The following is a 17,206-nucleotide window of genomic DNA, read 5'->3' on the forward strand; positions in this document are numbered from 1 at the left end:
TTTTTTCCTGTGAAATAAAAAATGGGCAGACGAATTGTGCTTTAAAAGCATCTTCGCCTTCCCATTGGAACATAGTATACCCTACATTTCTGAAAATTGCAACCAAAATGTTTATTTTTTTCAAAAAACACTGCTCATTTTGCTGTTTTTCACATAGTAAACGAAGCATTTCTCAGTTGAAACTTATTTTTCCAAAGTCAATGCCCTGTTTTTCTTCATTTTTTTTCCAGCTTTGCAAAAGGTTTTTAATGTGTTTCCGTCATAATGGTGATTTCTTTCTCCTTCGCAATCGCACGCCGGATCGCCTCATAGGCGCTGTCCGGGCTTGTGTAGAGTTTCGCATGGTGAAGCGAAACTCCCTTTGCGGCACGTGCCATCGAGATCTGGGCAAGAACGATCTGATCGTACTCCTCATCGATCTCCATCGCCTTCTTTCGGATGATCCGGTCATGCGTCTCAAAGTCTCCTCTGCCCGCTGCCTCATACGCCTCATCGAGGACAATCATATCCACACTCCGCTCCCGCCCAAGTTTGCTCCGGCAGTCGTAATAGAGATTTCTCGTCGTCTCAACAGTTCCGGAAAACGTGCAGAGAATCGCGGTCTTTCCCGGCCTTGAAGCCACCTCCTCAAGCATTGCGCGGTCCGGACAGATCACCGGCTTTGAGAGAAGTCCGGAAAAAAGAGGGGCATACGGCGAAAAAATCGTGCACGTCAAGAGTACGGCATCCGCCCCATCCGCACAGGCAGTGGCGAGCATGTCAAACATTCTCTTCATGGACTCATCTCTGATTCCGCCATCCTTTCTCACCTTCTCCAGAAGAACGCTGTCCAGATAATTGACCACCTTAATCTCCGGGTCTTTCTCCTGAAAATACTGTGTCATCGGATTCACTGCATTTAATGTCACACTCACAAGCGCAATTCTCGCCATCTCTTCTTCCTCTCTCTCCGTCAGATATCGGACTTTCTCATTTTTTTATTCTTCTGCTTTCAGAATGATGTCCTTTAATTTTCTCTTCGGTACATAGTGGACATCGTTCTCATCGCGGTAGTAATTTGTGCTCTCGCCCTCATCGATCTCGACTAAAACCACCTTCTCCTTCGGCTCGCCGATCGCCACGATCAACATCGGTGCCAGATATTCCGGCAGCTTTAACTCCTCTCTGACCGAACCAGCTCCGAAATTGCCGATCATGCATCCGCCGAGTCCCTTCTCAGTCGCCGCGAGCAGCATCGTCTGAGCCACGATTCCGACATCTTTCTGATAACGGTTCAGTGATTCGCCAAGTCTGGTATCCTGACAGATGATGATAAACGCTGTCGGGCACATTCCCGGATGCGGAAGCACGAGATCCGGCAGAGCGCGCGCCCACTTGGTCAGCTTCTGAATCCGGTCAACCTCCTCCTTCTTCCATGCAAGGTAATAGCGAAACGGCTGTCCGTTTACAGAAGACGGACAGAGTCTTGCACAATCCACAAGGTCTGTCAGCTCTTCCTCTGTCACCCTTCTCTCCTCATTGTATCCGCGGTAACTGCGGCTCTTTTTCACAAGATCTTTTAACATTGCGTATCCTTCCTTTCCTTTTTTTCCTGTCATCGCATACTGAGATGGCGTTTTCTTTTTCTGCCCTTTTATTTTACCGCGTTTTTTACTGCTTTGTCATCTCTTTTGCGCGCTCAAAAAAGTCAGGCTGGCCAAAATTTCCCGATTTGAGCACGAGACGGACGTTCGTATTCTCAAGAGGGGTCATCACCGGGACTCCCGGTGCAACGCTCGGCCCGATATAGAATGCCGCAAATCCGAGTGCCTTTGTGACTGCGCCGGACGTCTCTCCCCCCGCAATGATAAACCTCGTATATCCCTCGCGCTCTGCTCTCTGTGCAAGATTTGACAGCGTTTCCTCGATCTTTGCCGCCACCCGCTCTCTGCCAAGCTGTTGACTTTTCTTAAGTCCTTCCGGATCTGCGGAGCTGTAAATCAGACCGTCTCTTCCCTCTGTCTGAATCCACTCCCAGATCGAATCCACACTCTGTCGCCCGTCAAAAAGTTTCTCCGGCTCAATCACAAAAGAGGGATTTCCTGTTTTCTGATACGTTTCAATCTGTTTTAAGGTTACCGCAGAACAGCTTCCCGCAAGAAGCACTGCCTTTCCCCAAGCCTTATCCCTGCGCTCTGCCGCTGACTTTTTATCCTCGCCGGTTCTGAGCGCTTCCGTTTTTTTCTGCCCCTCTTCACTCGCATCATCCGTTCCTGCCGCCTTGCTAAGACGCACATAACGCCGTCCGAGTGCTCCGACAAGTCCGGAACCTCCGGTCAGAAATGGAAGATCGCCAAACAGCTGTGCAATCTGGTCTGCGTGTTCCTCTTCATAATAATCCGGCACCAGATAGATGTTTGAATTCTCATCGCCCGCAGATAAATTCATGGCTTCACCGCCTGCAAGCATTCTCTGCATCGTTTCCGCAGAGATCTCCCGGCACGGATATTTTCCCTGAACCCTCATCAGATCTGCGATCCGGGATTTTCGCATCGGAGTCAGTGGATGATCTTTCATCGGACTTTCTTCAAGAAGCACGCCGTTCACATACAACTTTCCGTCCCGGACCGTTCTTCCGTTTACCGGAAGCGCCGGACAGAGTACCGTTCTGGTCAGCGCGTACCTCTCCATCACTGCATCGATCACCGGACCAATGTTCCCCTGATCGGTCGAGTCAAATGTCGAACAGTATTTGAGATAAAGTTTTTCTGCCCCCATCGTTTTCAGCCAGGCAAAGGCATCCAGACTCTCACTCACTGCTTTTTGCGGCTCCTCCGTCCGGCTCTTGAGTGCCACGACAATCGCACGGGTCTGATCCGAAAGTTTCGGACACTGCTGTGGAATTCCGTTAAAGAGAACCGTCGGGACCCCCGCTTCCACAAGAAAAGAAGCCGCATCGGAAGCTCCCGTAAAATCATCTGCCACAACCCCTAAAAAAATTTCTCCCATGTCTTTACGCCCTCCTTTTCTTGTAATAGCCGCCCTCCAGAAAGTCCTTGACCGTCTCCGGCTCAATCTCACAAAGCGCAATGCCGGCACTCCGCGCGAGCACATTCATCTTGCAGACATTTTCCGTGACATCCAGAGCAGTCCGGCACTCAGAAAGGCTCTTGTCATAGACGAGGATTCCATGATGTTCCATCAGAATCACATGGCTCTTTGTGCAGACGTCCGCGACTGCCTCCGCCAGCTCTCTGCTTCCCGCATGATAATAGGGAATTCTCTCGATCGTCTCATCGTAGTACATCGACTCAATAAAGAGATTGGTCTTCAAGTCCAGATCCGTGCAGGCGCAGAATGTGCTGTAAAACGGTGAGGTGTGAATGATTCCCTGCACATCGGGACAATTCTGGTAGACCTTTACATGCATGGTCGTCTCTTTCGACGGCTTCTTTGCTCCATCCAGAACCCTTCCGTCCAGCGCACAGACAATGATGTCCTCCTCCTTCAGATCTCCCATCACCGTACCGCTCGCCGTCACATAGATTCTCTCACCGTCCCTTGCACTGATGTTTCCGGATGTGCCCCAGGTCAGCTGTTTTTCCATGATCCACTTCCCCGTCTCAATGATCTGAGACTTGATTTTCTCCATCTGTCTTCCCCCATCCCATCTCTGAATTTACTCTGATTCTGTTCTGACTCTGCTTTGATTTTTCTTTGATTCTGCTTTAAAGTCCCTTGCCGGTTCATCAAGCCCGAAGACACCTGCCGGGTGAAACGGACGAATTCCGCTGCATGCGAACAGGTGCCTTCTTTTTATCATTTTTGATCATGCACAATTATGCATTTTTGATTTTCTCTGCGATTGCCTCCGCAAAGCTGGAAGTGGAAGCCTTTCCGCCAAGATCCGGAGTCACATATCCCTCTTCCATCGTCTTGAGCACGTTGTCCTGCATCAGCTTTGCAACCAGTGCCAGCTTCTCATCCTTATAGCGATCTGCCAGCCAGTCGAACATCATGACTGCGGAGAGCATAATGCCTACCGGGTTTGCGATGTTTCTTCCTGCGATATCCGGTGCGGAACCGTGTGCTGCCTGTGCCATACACTGATGATCGTTGGTGTTGATCGCCGGTCCAAGGCCAAGGCTTCCGGTCAGCTCTCCTGCCAGATCGGAGAGGATATCACCGAACAGGTTTGTCGTGATGATGACATCGAAGTCTTTCAGTCTTCTCACCATGTGAGCGGTCATTGCATCGATGTGGTAATCATCGATCTGAACCTCCGGATAGTACTTTGCACCGATCTCCTTGATCGTGGAGCGGAACAGATCTCCCGGCATCTTGATGACGTTTGCCTTGTGAACGATCGTCAGCTTCTTGCGGCGCTTCATCGCCTGTTTGAATGCCTCATGTGCGAGACGCTCCGTCGCCTGTCTGGTGCAGATATTTAAGGAGATTGCCATGTCCGGAGTCGGCATGAACTCGCCCAGTCCCTTGTACATGTTTCTGTCCGGAAGAGAACCCTCGGAATTCTCACGGAACACGATGACATCTGCCTCGCCGACGCGGCTCTTGACACCCGGATAGCTGCGTGCCGGACGCATGTTGGAGAACAGATCGAAGTAGTGACGCATCGTTCCGCTCGGGTTTGTCTTCTTGAACTGCTCTTCCGGATATGCTGCGGAGTCATGCGGTGCAAATACCCAGCCGTGTACAGTCTTGAGTCCCTCTTTTGTCACTTCCGGCACCGGATCACCATATTTCTCAATGCCTTCCCATCCCATCGGGAAGACCGGAAATTCTACATCCACGCCTGCTTTTTCTACTGCTGCGCGCATGATCACCTCTGTCGCCTTTGTGATCTCCGGTCCGATTCCATCTCCGTAAAGTAAGCCGATTCTGTAAGTCATAATTCCTTCTCCTTTCATTTTCCCCCGGTCCTTTTTGCTGACCGCCCTGTGTTTTTCTGATGGCTTTATGATAACGGAAAATGATGACTTTGTGAAATGCCTAGTTCGGAATCGGAATCATGTCATAAATGGCATGGGGTCTCAATCCCACTGACACAGCCGGCAAATTTCTCCTGCATCAGGCGGATGAATTCTTTCTGAGCACCGGTTAGCAGCGTCCTCTCCCGGTAAACCGCGCCGATCTCCCAGAAAATCCCATTCGGGGTCAGCGCATACAGATACGGTGTCCGGACTGCATGGGAGAGAATCACGGTCGTCTCCGGCACAATCGACAGTCCCATATCCACAGTCGAAAGGCGGTATGCCGTCTCGTTGCTCGTCGTCTCAAAGATCTGCTTCGGAGAGATTCCATGCTCCATAAAGAGCACATCGACCGCCGTCCGGATTCCATGCCCTTTCTTGAGCAGCGTAAACGGATACTCCCCAAGCTCTCCGAGATTCACATAGGGGCGCCGTCCGCTCTCCGTACTTTCTTTCGTACTGTCTTTTGTACTGTCTTTCTCACTTTTCTCCTGTCGTCTTCCAGCCTGCTCAAGCGGGGTTCCTGAGACGAGAAGAAGTTCCTCCCTGCAGATGACCTCCTGTTCCAGCTTATGTTTCCCTGACAGCGGGAGCGGAAGCACCCCGATGTCACACTGCCCCTTTGCGACATACTCCTCAATCAGATCAGAGCGCACCTCCACGGTCCGCACATCGATGCCCGGATAGAGTGCCTTGAACTCCGGAAGCACATATGGGAGGAAAAAGGAAGCGCGCGCATGGGACATCCCGACGCGAATCACCCCCTTTTTGTTCTTCGCAATGTCTGTCACATCCTGTTTCAGCCGATCGTTGAGCGCCAGAATCATCCTTGCCGTCTCGACATAGCGCTCCCCTGCCGGAGTCAGCGAAATCGGCGTTGTATCTCGGTTGAAAAGCCTTGTTCCCATCTCCTCCTCAACACGCGCGATATAATGGCTGAGGGAGGGCTGTGTGATATAGAGCTCATTCGCCGCCTTCGTCATGTTTTGAAGTTCCGCCACTTTCAGCACATACTGATACTGCCTGAAATCCATTCAAAATCCTCCTTCTCCTCCGGACAAAAAAAGAGCCTGTTATAACACCAGACTCTCTCTTCCACACTCTTTCCCTATCGTTTATTTTTCTGTTTTCTTTTCTGTTATCTTTTTTATTTTCGAATGTAAAGTATTCCGTCCATGATTCTTCTCGCCGTTCTCTGCACAGCAACGCTCGGAAGCTCAAGCTCTCCGTTTTCTTCTCTGAGTTCCGGGCACATCGTCATAATTCCGCTCGGATGGCCGATGCGGACATTCTCCACCTGATCCGTCGGGCGCAGCACCTTTTCCACGACAGAACCCTTCATCGCTGCCGCCACACTGATTGCACTCGCAGACGTAAGCGGACACGCCTTATGACACTTGAACACAGAGATCACCCTCGCACATACATCCATGTCCTCTGCGCTCACCTGTGCGCCGGAGATATCCGTATAGGACTTCGGAACAGTCACGAATCCGACCTTCGGCACAGCAGGGCTGTTCTCCGTCGCATCCTTCAAATCTTTCGCAAATCCCATCTTGCAGCAGGCGGTTCCACGGATCTTCTCGAGAAGGTCGCAGATCTCCTTATTGCTGTTGATCTCCTCCGGAAGCTCTGTTCCCGTCATTCCAATATCCTCCGCCTTGACTAAAACCATCGGATTTGACACGTCAAGAATCGTCGCCTCAATCGGTCCGAATCCCGGAATTTCCAGAGTCTCCACGCATTTTCCGGTTGGCAAGAGTTTACCGGTCTTTGCGCCCGCCGGATTTAAGAATTTTACTTTCAGCTCTGCCGCAGTTCCATCTACTCCGGCAATCGCACAGTCGCCTTTCTGGGCAAATGTGTGGGTCTCAGGATCGATCGGAACGGTCACATCGATGTACTTGTCTGTATTTCGGTTGAGCATATGAACAGTCGTGATTGGCTCAGTGATCGTTACCATGCCCTCCTCAACCGCATACGGGCCGACTGCTGCGGTCATATTTCCGCAATTCGACTTGTAGTCCACCTGGCTCTTTCCGACGATAACCTGACCGACCAGGTATTCCACATCGATTCCCGGCTCCTCGCTCTTCCAGACAATCACGATCTTGTTGTTGGAAGAAACCGTTCCGCCCATACCGTCAATCTGCTTCGGATCCGGATTTCCCATCGCCTGAAGGAAAATGCTGTCCCACTCACTTCTGTCCTCCGGAAGATCCTCCTTGTGGAACATACATCCCTTGCTGGTGCCGCCTCTCATAAATACCGTCTGAAATTTTCTCATGATTCGTAGCCCTCCATAAAAAAATCAAAAGCTGTTTTTCTCTTTTTTCTTATCCTGATTAAATTATAAATCCAGAAAGGTTATAAGTAAAATATATGATTTCATATAAAGGTTATCCAAGTTTTCTATGATATGCGGAGACAAAAAGCGGCCGCAGAACGCGGAAAAAGAGATTTTCTCTTTCTCCGGCCTGCGACCGCCTCACGCTTCACAGCCGTATAAAATTGACCAAGTTCCAATCGACACAGAGATCGACTATCTCTTACTCATCCCAGTTGTGGTAAACAGCCTGCACATCGTCATCTGCATCCAGAAGATCCAGAATACGATTCATGCGCTTGATATCATCCTCGCTTGTCAGCTCAACCCAGGTCTGCGGGATCATGGTGACATCAGCCTCCATCATCGGGATACCCTCTTTCTCCAGAGCCTCACGAACTGCGCTGAAATCATCCGGAGCGGTGATTACCTCGTAGCTGTCCTCCTCCTCGGAGAAATCCTCTGCGCCTGCATCCAGAGCCAGCATCATCAGCTCATCCGGATCCATCTCGCACTCTTCCTTATCGATCACGATCTGACCCTTCTTGTCGAACATGAAGGATACGCTTCCCTGTGCGCCTACGTTTCCGCCGCCCTTGGTAAATGCGCTTCTCACATTTGCTGCGGTACGGTTCTTGTTGTCGGTCAGGGTATCTACGATGATTGCAACACCGTTCGGGCCGTAACCCTCGTAGGTCAGTACTTCGTAGTTTACAGAGTTTGCATCGCCGGCAGCCTTCTTGATTCCGCGGTCGATGGTATCGTTGGGCATGTTGTTTGCCTTTGCCTTCGCAATTACATCACGCAGCTTGCTGTTGTTAGCCGGATCCGGGCCGCCCTCTTTTACAGCTACGGCGATCTCACGTCCGATTACGGTAAATACTTTACCCTTGGCAGCGTCGTTTCTCTCTTTTTTGTGCTTGATATTGGCAAATTTAGAATGTCCTGACATAAAATAACAGCTCCTTATCTATCTTTCTCTTCTCGTCCTTATCCGCATTGTGCGGAAACCATCGTGGTCATTCTGTAATTCTTCATTAATTCTTCATTCTGAACAATAACCGAAAATCGAAGATCACAAATCACAAATTTTCAATCCGTTATCAATCGAAAAAAGCACAGACTTACAGAACGTTACGACAAAACATCTTTATCATTTTAGCACCAAACAGACGGAAGATCAATACTCCTGCTGAAATTTTGTCGGCGATTTTGATGTATATTTCTTAAATACGGCGCAAAAATGCTTGTAATCCGAAAATCCCGTCGCCTCCGAGATCTCTGAAATCCGGTATCTCCCGGTCTCTAAAAGCGTCACTGCCTGCTGGATGCGGTAGCGATTCAAGAAATCTAAAAACGTCTGCCCGGTCGCCTCCTTGAACTTTCGGCTTAAGTAGCTTGCGCTCACACCGAGCTCCTCCGCGATCTGCTCCACGCTCAGGCGCTTCTGGTAATCTTTCTGAATTCTGCGGATGCACTCCGCGACATAGCCATTCTCCATCACGCGAGCACTCTTTACCGCGGTCTCTGCCCGATTCTCCTCCGTCTGCCGCAGCGCACGCTCTGCGCGCCTCTCAAGGTCGATCTCCTTTTGGATCTCGCCGATCACACGCGCAAGTTCCTCCTCATCGACCGGCTTTAAGAGATAGGCGCTGACTTTCGCCTCGATCGCCCTCTTTGCAAACTCAAAATCTTCATAGCTTGTCAAAAGAATGCTCTTAAAGCGTACCTGCTTTTCCGCCTGACGGATCATCTCAATCCCGTCAAGACAGGGCATACAGATATCCGCAATCACCACATCCGGACGGCTCTCGAGAATTTTTTCAAGTCCTTCCTGACCGTCTGCGGCTTCCGCCACGACCACACAGTCCATGGAAAGCCAGTCCGTCGTGCATACCAGTCCCTTTCGGATCACCTCTTCATCCTCTGCGATCAGAATCCGCAGCATCGTTCTCTTCCCCCTCGCGCACCGGAAGTGTCACGACAAGGCTCGTTCCCTCGCCCTCCAGACTTCGGATCTCCACTCCATACGGACGTCCGTAGAGCAGGCCAATCCTCCGGTGAATGTTGTAAAGACCGGAATGACGGCTGGTATTCTCCCTCTGTTCGAGAAGAGCCGCCAGATTCTTGAGTGCGCTCTGACTCATTCCCATGCCGTCATCCCTGCAAATCAAAAACAGTGTCCCCTCATGGCAGTAAGCCTTCAAATTCACATGAATCTCTTTTTTGGTCCCACCGAACCCGTACTTGACCGCATTTTCAATCATCGGCTGAAGAATCAGCTTCGGAATCCGGCACGAGAGCGCCTCGGGACTGATCTTCGTCTCAAACTGAAACCGGTCTCCAAAACGGTATTTCAGAATCGCAAGATAGTGGGACAAATGGTCCAAGTCCTCCGAGAGAATCACTTCTCCCCCGGTATTCTCAAGACTGTAACGCATAAGCCCGGACAGATCGCGGACCATCTGCTCCGCAGACTGAGGATCAAGACGGCACATGTACCGGATGTTTTCCAGCGTATTGTAGAGAAAATGCGGATTAAACTGGGACTCGAGCTGCTTGTTCTGAGCCGCTGCCACAAGCTCCGCCATCTGGCGCGAGGACTCCCGCTCACGCCGCAGGCTCTCAATCATCTCATTGCAGGCATCCGCAATCTGTGCAAGATCCGGATCCGACTTTGCACAGATCTCCGTCTCAAGATTTCCGTCCTGAACCTGCTTAAGGCCTCTGAGGATCCGCTCACAGTCTTCTCTTTTCTGCATCTCCCGCTTTCTCTTAAACCATGCCCACATGCCGCCTCATTCCTCTCTAACTTCCAGCGTTTTCAATCCGACCCTGCGGCTCTAAGCCGATGCGAGATTGATGCTATAAAATATAAACGCCTCTCGGATCAAAGTCAAGAAAAGCCCGTTCCCCAGTCTCATAAATTCTGCGGTTGACCGGATTGTAATCCGTAATCTGAATCTCCATTCCTCCCACATTTAACTGGTAATACTGGTACGAACCCATGAATGTCGAGAGCGTTACGGTTCCCTCAATCACCCCACTCTCAGAAAGGCTCACTGCCTCCGGGCGGAGAACGAGTTCTGACTTATCGCCCGCCTTTGCGTGGGCAAAGTTGTTGACCTCGATCGTCTCCCCGGCGACGAGAATCTTTGCCTTCTCCTCCCCGGCTTCAAGAACCTGTGCATCGAGGAAGTTCGCCTCTCCGATAAAGTCTGCGACAAAGCGGGAATTCGGGTGATAGTAGATCTCTCTCGGCGTTCCGATCTGCTCAACTTTTCCCTTGCTCATAATGATGATCCGGTCAGAAATGCTCATCGCCTCCGACTGGTCGTGAGTGACATAGATCGCCGTGATTCCGACTTTCTGCTGGATCTTCCGGATCTCGGTTCTCATCGTCACACGCAGCTTTGCATCAAGGTTCGAGAGCGGCTCATCAAAGAGAAGCACGCCCGGCTCGAGAACAAGGGCACGCGCAAGAGCAACTCGCTGCTGCTGACCTCCGGAAAGCTGATTCGTCATTCGCGACTCCATGCCCTCCATCTCCACAAGTTTTAAAATGTTGAGCACTTTCTCGCGGATTTCATCCTTCGGCAGCTTTCGTATTTTTAATCCGTAAGCCACATTGTCAAACACGTTGTAATGCGGGAGAAGCGCATAGCTCTGGAATACCATCGCAGTATCCCGCTTGTTCGGCGTCAGCCCATTGATCGGCTCATTGTCGAGATAGATCTCTCCCTCATCCGGGCTCTCAAATCCGGCAATCATTCTGAGGATTGTCGTCTTTCCACATCCGGAAGGCCCGAGAAGTGTCACAAACGTTCCGGGTTCAATATTCAGATCCGCATCGTGCACGGCATAAAATTCTTTTCCGGTCTTAGGGTCATTATAAATTTTTGAGATATGTTCGAGCCGAACCCCTTTTTTCTTTTTTTCCATCCCGTCTTCCTCCTGATTGATTCTATTTTCCACATTTCCGAAGAGACTGCCCTGTCTCCTTTTCCGTCTTTATCTCCTTAACCTTTATTCTTCCTTCACTTTCCGGCTGACTCCGAAAAACTTCATCATCAGGTTCATCAGAAGAACAGCTCCGTAAGTGATGACGATCAGAACAGTTGCATATGCACACGCAACTCCATAGTTTCCTTTCTCCGCCTGCTCATTGATCTGACAGGTAATCAGCAGGAAATCCGGAGTCACAAGAAGAATGATCGCGGAGATTGCTGTGATGCTTCGCACGAACGCCGTCACAAGACCGCTGAAAAACGAATCCTTAATCAGCGGAAGCGTCACAGTCATAAACACTCTCGCGGAATTTGCACCCATATCGTAGGCAGATTCCTCGATCGACTTATCAATCTGGCGCAGTGCGGAAATTCCGCTTCTCGTTCCGGTCGGAAGGCTTCGCACAACAAAGACGATGATCAGGATGACTCCTGTTCCGTAGAGACTGCTTAAGACTCCGCTTCGAAACAGTCCGTTCGCATAACCGCGAATGTAACCGATACCGAGAACCGTTCCGGGAACTGCCATCGCAAGCATCGAGACAAACTCAATGAAGCTGCGCCCGCGGAAACGTTTTTTTACAACGAGGTAGGAAATCACCATCGACAAAAAGGCGGTGATCGGAGCTGCAATCAGGGAGAGCACGAAGGAATCCTTAAACGCCTTTAGTCCGCTCGTCTTAAACATATACTGGAACCACTTGAGGCTCAGGCTGTAATCGCGTCCCCACAAGGTAAACAGCGCACCGAACGGAACCATGATATACATCAGGAGAACGAAGGCTGCCACGATTCCACAAAAGATCGTAAGCGGGGTCGTCACGCTCTTATCCTCGATCAGCATTCTCATTCTCGATGCCTTTCCGGTCAGGGTTGCCGCCGTCTTCTTCTCGAGATAATATTTCTGGATCAGGAAGAGAATCACGGTCAGAGACAAGAGAACAACGGACATCGCCGCCGCACCCGTCGAGTCATAAGCACCCGTCACCTGCAAATAGATCGTCGTCGCAAGCGTATCATACGAACCGCCGATCAGCATCGGGTTTGCAAAGTCTGCAACCGACTCGATGAACGTTACCAGAAACGCATTTCCAAGTCCCGGAAGAAGCAGTGGAAATGTCACGCTCGTAAATACCTTCCAGCGCGTCGCACCCATATCACGGGTTGCCTCCTCGAGGGAGGGATCAATGTTCTTCAAAAGTCCCTTGAGCATCAGGTAGCAGACCGGAAAGAACGTCAGCGTCTGCACAATCGCAATACCCTTCAATCCATACACGTTTGAATCATAGATGTGAAGCATGGATCTCGTGATGATACCGCTTCGTCCAAACAGCATAATCATCGACAGGGACAGCACAAACGGCGGTGATACAACCGGAAGCATCGACACGAGTCCGAACAGCTTTTCGAGGATCTTTGTCTTCAGCTTTACGTAGACTTCCACATAGGCAAACAACAGTCCGATCGCTGTGGAGGCGAGACCGGTGATCACGCCGAGCACCAGTGTGTTGCGAAATGCATTCTGAAACCGCTCCAAGCTCAGCACACGCCGGAATACATCCAGGGTAATCCGCCCCTCTGAGTAGAAGCTGTCTACCAGAAGCATCAGAAGCGGATACAGAATAAACAGCGACAAAAAGATCAGCAGCACCGCAATCATACTGATCAAGATCGGATCTGAGAAAAATTTTCTGCGCTCAAGTTCGGCGCTTTGTCTTCTGGCCACAGCCAGTCCCCCTTTCTAACTAAGAGACACATCGACACATCAGCTCTGCATCTTTCTTAAGCGACGCTGCTTTCGCAACGCAAAAACCGCGCGGAACCGCTTTTCGCAGTACCGCGCGGCAGATATTCCGTCACATTGCAGATCACTTTTTATTTTAGTCGGCAATCACGATCCGGCTTTTTTATAACCGGTAGTGTCGATCCCTACTCTGTCAGGAATCTGCTCGAATCTGCACTGTCAGCAGAACTTCCAAGTGCATTGAAGAAATCTTCCACATATTTCGCACTGTTTGCCTTGGCATCTGCGAAATCGTAATCGATCGTGTTGTTCATATCCAGACCGAACTCCTCTGCTTCCTTCGGCTGCTGTGCATTCTTCAGAACGAGGAACTGATAGGAACCGTTATCCTTCGCCTGGTCTACACAGTCAGGAGACAGCGCATACTCGATCCACAGCTTTGCTGCATTTGGATGTGCACATCCCTCAAAGATTGCCGTTGCGCCGATCTCGTAAGACGTTCCATCTTCCGGGACAATCAGCTGAATGTTGTCATAGCCCTGCAGAATCTGGTAAATACCATCGTGCAGAAAGCCGATACCGATGACACACTCGCCAGGACCTACCATCTTGGACGGGCCAGAACCGGACTTCGTGTACTGGGCGATATTCTTGTCGAGTGCCTTAAAGTACTCCATCGCCTCATCGTGGCCCTTCATCTGAACCATCGTGTTAATCACGAGCTTTGCGGTACCTGCGGTATTCGGGTTCGACATCATGATCAGACCCTTGTACTCTTCCTTCGTCAGGTCATCCCAGGTCTTCGGTGCATCCAGTTTCAGGCGCTCAAGCTCCTCGGAATTTACCATGAATCCAAGAATGCCCTTGTAGATTCCGTACCAGCAGTTCGTCGGATCCTTGTACTGGTCACTGATGAGGTTCTTCGCATTCACTGCCTCATAAGGCATCAGCAGATTTGCTGCAACTGCCTCATTGTAAGGATCTGTCGTACCGCCGAACCATACGTCCGCTGACGGTTTTCCTGCTTCCTCAGATACCTTTGTGTAAACCTCGGAGGTGGACAGACGCTGGAACTTCGTCTTGATTCCGTAGAGTTTCTCGAAATTCTGGCAGGCAGCAGAGAGATACTCCTCCTCGCAGGAGCCATACACGGTCAGCTCTCCTTCTGCCTTTGCCGCCTCAATCAGAGCGTCGAGATCTCCGCCGTCGCTCTTCTCTGCGGAAGCCTCGGAAGATGCCGCAGCCGTCGTCTCTTCCGTCTTCGCTGCTTCAGTCGGAGCTGCTGTGGTTGAACCGGTACTGCTGTTTCCGCATCCGGTCAGTCCAAACAACATGGAACATGCCAGCAACAATGCCAATTTTTTCCTCATAATAAAACCCCTCCTTTTTTCTGATAGCTTGATTCTATCACAAAAAAGAAGGGGCGGAAACCCTATTTTCAGTAAGATTGTCTGATTTTCTGAACTTATCGTTCCATTTTTTATTGATATTCACGTGTTCTGTTTGATTTTTTATGAAATACGCGGGTAAATTGTCGAACTTCTGTCTGATTCTTCGTATTCTCACGTATGATCTGACAATTTTCAGAGGTTCAGGCGTGGTCCGCCACCTCTGGATCGCGCTGCGAATCTGTCGCAATCCTCGTCACGCGGACAGAGTGAATGATTCTTCCCTCTACCTTGAGCACAGAAAACAGAAAGCCCAGATACGGGATCTCCGGATGCTCATCCTCCTTCGGAATCCGGTCAAGACGGGAAATCAGCAGTCCGTTGAGCGTATCGTAATTGTCACGGTCCTCCTCCGGAAAGGAGATCCCAAGCTCTTCCTCTGCGTCCTCAAGCGGCGTCATTCCGCTCATAATCAGGGCGTCTCCGTCCCCGCGGACGATATACTGCTCGTCCACATCATACTCATCCATGATGTTTCCGACAATCTCCTCGAGGATATCCTCAATCGTCACCAGACCGGCGGTCTGTCCATACTCGTCCACCACAATCTCCATGTGAATCTTCTGTGACTGCATGTCCTTAAAAAGAGAAGAGATGTTTCGCGTCTCCGGGATAAAATGGGCCGTCCGCATCACTCCGGGCACATTCGCAACCGCCATTCTCGCCTCATGCGGATTCTGCACATGCACCATCACATCACGCAGATGCACCGTGCCGAGAATGTCATCGAGATCCTGACCGTAGACCGGGAAGCGGCTGTTGTTGCACTCCTTGAGCATAAAGTCCGCAGCCTCTTTTAATGTCTGGGAACCGTCAATCGCCACAATGTTCTTGCGGTTCGTCATGATGTCCCATGCCTGCTTGTCACTCATCTCAAAAATATTGGAGATCATCTCTGCCTCTCCGCTCTCTAACACGCCCTGCTCCTGTCCTTCGCTCACCATCGTCCGAATATCTTCTTCTGTCACATTTTCACGTCTGTGGTTCCGGTAGATACGAATTGCCAAGATTGCCGCTCCTGTCAAAGCCGCGGCAACCGCCACGACAATCAGAATTGGCAACGACAAACTGCCTTCGTCCATAAGACTCAAAACTCCCTTTCTTTTACAGAGATGTCGCAAAACACAAAAAGCAGGAACTCCTGTCTTTTTCTGCTCTGCGACATCTCTTTTTTGTCGTAATTGTACCCGATTTTTCCTGATTCGTCAATGGCGAAGCATCGCAGCAGACTCCGCTTTTCTATCCTATGTAGAAAAAGCTTTACAGCAGATGCTCTCCCGGAAACGGGAGCTCTAAACTCACCATCAATGCCTGGTTGACCTTTCCAAGCAGTTCCTCATCTATATGACAGATTCTCTCGCGAAGACGCTGTTTGTCAATCGTCCTCAACTGTTCTAAGAGAATCACCGAATCGCGGACCATATCACAGCGACGCGTGGATAACTCCACATGGGTCGGCAGTTTCGCCTTGTTCATCTTTGAGGTAATCGCCGCACAGATCACGGTCGGGCTGTGCCGGTTTCCCACATCATTCTGGATGATGAGAACCGGCCGGACTCCGCCCTGTTCCGATCCGATGACCGGGCGCAGATCTGCATAATAAATGTCTCCTCGTCTGATAATCACTGATTTCACTCCGTCTCTGTCCTGCAAGTTCCGGCATCCCCTGTCTATCCCCTGTCTCATGTTTTCCATGTCTTGGAGAGATCCCACGAAATGTGGACAGCTGTTTTAGAGCTATTATTGCCTTTCTGTGATTATTTTATGCAGCAAAGCGGTGTCCCGTCACGAACGCTTAAACAGTAAATCCCTCATAGGAATCATCAAAATAATCTTTTGTTCCGATCACTTTTCCGTCTTTTACGTAGACACGTGGAATCCGCTTTCCGAGATCACAGCTGATCTCATAGTGGAAACCTCCGCACCAGTCTGCAACCTCCTCCATCGAAATCCGGTCATCCCCGTCTTTTCCGATCAGGGTCACCTCGGTGTCCACCTTTGCCTCCGGAATCTCACTCACATCGACCATAAACTGATCCATGCAGATGCGTCCGAGAATCGGAACGCGCTTTCCGGAAATCAGAACCATCCCTTTTCCGGTCAGGGATCTCGGATAACCGTCCCCATAACCGACCGGAACCGTCGCAACGCGCATCGGCTTCGTGACCTTGTAAAGACCGCCGTAGCTGATCTCCTGTCCCGGAAGCATCTCCTTGACATAAGTGATCCGGCTCTTTAAGCTCATCACCGGACGCAGCGGAACGGCATCCTTGTTCACCTCATCAGACGGGTACATGCCGTAAATCGAGATTCCCGCGCGGACAAGTCCCATATGCATCTCCTGAAAGTCGATAATCGCTGCACTGTTTGAGCAGTGGCGGAGCGGAACTTTTACACCTCTCTCCTCAAGAAGAGCACAAAAATGCTGGTAGCGCTCATACTGGCTGACGGTTGCCTCGCGGTCCGCCTCATCAGCGCGCGCAAAGTGTGTGAACAGACCCTCGGTCTCAATTCCCGGGAGAGCGGCAATCTCTCTTGCGAGATCTGCTCCCTTCTCATCCGGGGTCATTCCGATGCGTCCCATTCCCGTATCCAGAGCAAAATGAATCGGCGCCGTCATCCCAAGGCGCTGTGCCATCTCAGAAAGCGGTCTCGCCTGCTCCATTGTGAAGATCGACGGGCGGATCTGCTGGCGGATCATCTCCTGCCGG

15 protein-coding genes and 1 pseudogene are annotated in these 17,206 nt (G+C 50.6%); all 16 read right to left on the minus strand.

The features are described 5' to 3' along the window. Positions 1 to 245: 245 nt before the first annotated feature. The gene (locus tag ACR0QE_RS05455) at positions 246 to 932 is read right to left on the minus strand and encodes an aspartate/glutamate racemase family protein (protein ID WP_432627350.1); all 687 of its coding nucleotides are present in this window, start codon (positions 930 to 932) and stop codon (positions 246 to 248) included. 45 nt (positions 933 to 977) lie between these two features. Further along, entirely contained in the window at positions 978 to 1,565 is a 588-nt protein-coding gene (locus tag ACR0QE_RS05460; protein WP_432627351.1) for a nitroreductase family protein, read from the minus strand. An 85-nt stretch (positions 1,566 to 1,650) separates the two neighbouring features. Next, positions 1,651 to 2,988: a four-carbon acid sugar kinase family protein gene (locus ACR0QE_RS05465; protein WP_432627352.1), complete on the minus strand. Its 1,338-nt coding sequence runs from the start codon at positions 2,986 to 2,988 to the stop codon at positions 1,651 to 1,653. A gap of 4 nt (positions 2,989 to 2,992) precedes the next feature. Then, positions 2,993 to 3,631 (minus strand): class II aldolase/adducin family protein, encoded by a 639-nt coding sequence (locus ACR0QE_RS05470; protein ID WP_432627353.1) that lies wholly within the window; start codon positions 3,629 to 3,631, stop codon positions 2,993 to 2,995. Between the two features lie 187 nt (positions 3,632 to 3,818). Continuing rightward, on the minus strand, positions 3,819 to 4,889 hold the full coding sequence (locus tag ACR0QE_RS05475) for an isocitrate/isopropylmalate dehydrogenase family protein (RefSeq protein ID WP_432627354.1): 1,071 nt from the start codon (positions 4,887 to 4,889) through the stop codon (positions 3,819 to 3,821). Between the two features lie 122 nt (positions 4,890 to 5,011). Beyond that, positions 5,012 to 6,004, minus strand: coding sequence for a LysR family transcriptional regulator (locus ACR0QE_RS05480; protein WP_432627355.1), 993 nt, complete (start codon positions 6,002 to 6,004; stop codon positions 5,012 to 5,014). 113 nt (positions 6,005 to 6,117) lie between these two features. Then, positions 6,118 to 7,257 carry a 2-methylaconitate cis-trans isomerase PrpF family protein gene (locus ACR0QE_RS05485; RefSeq protein ID WP_432627356.1) on the minus strand — a complete coding sequence of 380 codons (1,140 nt, stop codon included), beginning with the start codon at positions 7,255 to 7,257 and terminating at the stop codon, positions 6,118 to 6,120. Positions 7,258 to 7,519: 262 nt separating this feature from the next. Beyond that, positions 7,520 to 8,248 (minus strand): YebC/PmpR family DNA-binding transcriptional regulator, encoded by a 729-nt coding sequence (locus tag ACR0QE_RS05490; protein ID WP_432627357.1) that lies wholly within the window; start codon positions 8,246 to 8,248, stop codon positions 7,520 to 7,522. 228 nt (positions 8,249 to 8,476) lie between these two features. After that, complete coding sequence (locus ACR0QE_RS05495; protein WP_432627358.1) at positions 8,477 to 9,244, minus strand: response regulator transcription factor; 768 nt, start codon at positions 9,242 to 9,244, stop codon at positions 8,477 to 8,479. After that, positions 9,216 to 10,070, minus strand: a pseudogene (locus ACR0QE_RS05500) (sensor histidine kinase); the annotation flags it as partial. The pseudogene ACR0QE_RS05500 and the gene ACR0QE_RS05495, both read right to left, overlap by 29 nt. A 91-nt stretch (positions 10,071 to 10,161) precedes the next feature. Continuing rightward, the gene (locus ACR0QE_RS05505) at positions 10,162 to 11,238 is read right to left on the minus strand and encodes an ABC transporter ATP-binding protein (RefSeq protein WP_432627359.1); all 1,077 of its coding nucleotides are present in this window, start codon (positions 11,236 to 11,238) and stop codon (positions 10,162 to 10,164) included. 84 nt (positions 11,239 to 11,322) lie between these two features. Beyond that, positions 11,323 to 13,029 (minus strand): ABC transporter permease, encoded by a 1,707-nt coding sequence (locus ACR0QE_RS05510; protein WP_432627360.1) that lies wholly within the window; start codon positions 13,027 to 13,029, stop codon positions 11,323 to 11,325. 203 nt (positions 13,030 to 13,232) lie between these two features. Further along, a complete protein-coding gene (locus ACR0QE_RS05515; RefSeq protein WP_432627361.1) occupies positions 13,233 to 14,417 on the minus strand; it encodes an ABC transporter substrate-binding protein in 1,185 nt (394 codons plus the stop codon). A 221-nt stretch (positions 14,418 to 14,638) separates the two neighbouring features. Continuing rightward, positions 14,639 to 15,577, minus strand: a complete 939-nt coding sequence (locus tag ACR0QE_RS05520; protein ID WP_432627362.1) for a hemolysin family protein — start codon at positions 15,575 to 15,577, stop codon at positions 14,639 to 14,641. 178 nt (positions 15,578 to 15,755) lie between these two features. Then, positions 15,756 to 16,121, minus strand: coding sequence for a type II toxin-antitoxin system PemK/MazF family toxin (locus ACR0QE_RS05525; RefSeq protein ID WP_432627363.1), 366 nt, complete (start codon positions 16,119 to 16,121; stop codon positions 15,756 to 15,758). A gap of 169 nt (positions 16,122 to 16,290) precedes the next feature. Next, a partial coding sequence (gene alr / locus ACR0QE_RS05530; protein ID WP_432627364.1) for an alanine racemase occupies positions 16,291 to 17,206 on the minus strand: 916 nt, incomplete at its 5' end.

The organism is Brotaphodocola sp. (assembly GCF_050873065.1).
Classification (GTDB): Bacteria; Bacillota; Clostridia; order Lachnospirales; family Lachnospiraceae; genus Brotaphodocola.